This window comes from Arthrobacter sp. TMN-49 (genome assembly GCF_054511095.1).
On record NZ_JBTNDH010000071.1, the window covers coordinates 1 to 2,314 of the forward strand.

The 2,314-nt window shown below is 56.1% G+C and carries 3 protein-coding genes; 2 read left to right on the forward strand and 1 reads right to left on the reverse strand.

The window, feature by feature from the left end; all coding sequences use genetic code 11:
- Positions 1-479: CPBP family intramembrane glutamic endopeptidase (locus tag ACX80E_RS17125; RefSeq protein WP_459303268.1), on the forward strand; the 479-nt coding region annotated here is incomplete at its 5' end.
- A gap of 528 nt (positions 480-1,007) precedes the next feature.
- Positions 1,008-1,403 carry a hypothetical protein gene (locus tag ACX80E_RS17130; RefSeq protein WP_459303269.1) on the forward strand — a complete coding sequence of 132 codons (396 nt, stop codon included), beginning with the start codon at positions 1,008-1,010 and terminating at the stop codon, positions 1,401-1,403.
- 392 nt (positions 1,404-1,795) lie between these two features.
- Here the strand turns inward: ACX80E_RS17130 and ACX80E_RS17135 are convergent, their stop codons facing one another.
- Positions 1,796-2,068: a hypothetical protein gene (locus tag ACX80E_RS17135; RefSeq protein ID WP_459303270.1), complete on the reverse strand. Its 273-nt coding sequence runs from the start codon at positions 2,066-2,068 to the stop codon at positions 1,796-1,798.
- Between the last annotated feature and the right edge of the window lie 246 nt (positions 2,069-2,314).

The window sequence follows — 2,314 nt, forward strand, 5'->3', positions numbered from 1 at the left end:
AACCCAACGGAGGAACCCGAACCCGCAAACCCGTCGGAGAATTACAACTTCTAACCCTTCAACAACCTCGAAGCATCACAAAACGATTACACCACTCCACGGGACTTGACCTGTCAGGTGTGGTCGAAGAGATGTTCTATCGCCGTATTGTGATGGACGGCCTCGCCAGCGCAGGCACGTCGCTGCTTGCGCAGATAGTGATTTCCGCAGTTGTTTTCGCCGCCGTCCACTCTGTATGGGCCCTTTTCTCAAAGAGTTGGCGAATCGTGCTACCTGTTGTTGGCTCCACAGCGACACTCGGCGTTCTTCTGGCACTGGTGTATGTCGCATCGGATCGCGTTGTGTTTCCAGCTGTCCTTGCGCACATTGCCATTAATCTCGTCATCGAACCGGGGCTTTTGTATAGTGCGGCAAAAGTGGCCGTTCAGGGGAACCATCGCAAAGCAAACTCACCTCCCAGCTTGATCGCACCCAAATAGACATGAGCCTCCGTCGATGACCGCGGTGGAGAAATCGTTGTTTAGCTATTCCCGGGAAAACTGTCCTGGCCAAAGTTCCCCTAGAGAACGGTGAGCGCGACGAGTCCTGGCCGTTGGAGGAGCGATATTTTGCGTTGCTGACCACACGTTCGGCGCCGATGGATATCGTCACGTACTGTTGCCGCCAGACTTTAGACTGGTTCGCGTCGACCAAACTGGTCGGCACAGTATTGGGGGAATGGCGTGGGCAAATATTGCAGGACAATCACGACGGCGGTGCTCGGACTTGTACTGGTGGCTGGATTGGGCGGATGCACTCCGCAGCAGCCGCCGGTGCCCACGACGAGCCCATCTCCGGAGTTAGTGCTTGACCCTAGCTGTCCAAAACTGCCTGCAGACTCCGTCCAGGCCGTCAGGATCCCGCAGGGCACCCCTGCAGAAGCTATCGCCAGCGTCTTGAAATCCTACAGCTCATGGGTGAATGCTGGAACGGACGTAGTGAGGGGCTGGGCCGATACGGAGGCCACCGTGACGGACGCATGTGTCGCGGCGTTGGCAGAACAAAGCCGCATTGCCTACTCACAAACAATCTTCACCACGCAAACAGACGTTGCATGGCAGGAATACTATGCTGGGCAGCAGGAGCTCACTGCCCAGTCACTGCGAAATGCGGTGAGTACCGGTATCGACGTTCAAGGGCCTCAAGGGCACTTTGAACTGCTGAAGGAAATCTCTACCAGTGCCACCGAAAACGGAACGTTCCTGAAATTTGATGCAATTTACCGTCCGGCGCCCGGCACGCCCGCAGATCCGACGGACTGGGCCGGGCTGGCCAAGCCCACCCGCTGGTACGTCGAGCTGGTGCCCTTCGACGACTTCTTCATCATTAACTACATCGAGCAAAAGCCGGCAGCAGGGTACTAACAGCAACTGGTGTGCAGCGTTGTCCGCTGGTTGGTATCTTTCGCTGATGCGGAACAGTTCATGATCAATCGAGACTTCAAAGGGGTCCATGCGCCGAGCATATTCCTATTCTGGGTCGACAGTCGACAGTCCGCGTTGACAGGTTTTTGCCTCGTTTATCAGCGTTTTTCGGTGTCGCACCCTTTCCTACGGGAGGAGGTGCCGGCATGACTTCGAAGCGAAAGCCTAAGAAGCTGTGGGGCGCTTTGAACCTCGCGGTGAATTCAACCAGGTTACTGATTGAACTGATCCGCATGTTCTGACAGATGAACCCTTAGCGGGTCACGGTGGCCACAGACGATTCGGTCTGTGTCCACTGTCATCTACGGCCAGGGCGGCAGCGTAAATGCTTACTATGCAATAAATGATTGCATTGGTTGCATATATTGCTTTGCTGGTTCGTTCGTTATGACTGCGGCGTCCCAGACAAGCCACCGGCTGGGGTTGAAAATGTTGATCAAGGAAATGCCCTGCTTGCCGTCCACAACCTCAGTTAGCGAGTGGGAAATTACGATGCGGGTTCCCTGGTAGGACTCGATCCACGGTGCCGCTTTGCTGGCGGCGGCTTCGTCTTCGCGTCGACACTTGCCCGTTCGGTAGTGCTGTTGCTGGTGTGTGATGGCCACTTCCTGATCGGGCCGACATCTTTCTAGCCATTGGGGTCCGTGGCGCCGCCGCCTGCGTCCCCATGAAACTAGCGCAGTAGTGCCCCGTAGAGTGGTGTAACACCCGCTGGTGACCGGCATGGCCCTGAATGGGGCGCGGTCACCGTGGGTCCTTCGAGGAAAATTCTCACATCCCACTCGAAAGGACATCTCACGATGACCGCTCCTCATATTGTCGACCCTGCAGGCGTACTTACTGAAGTTCTG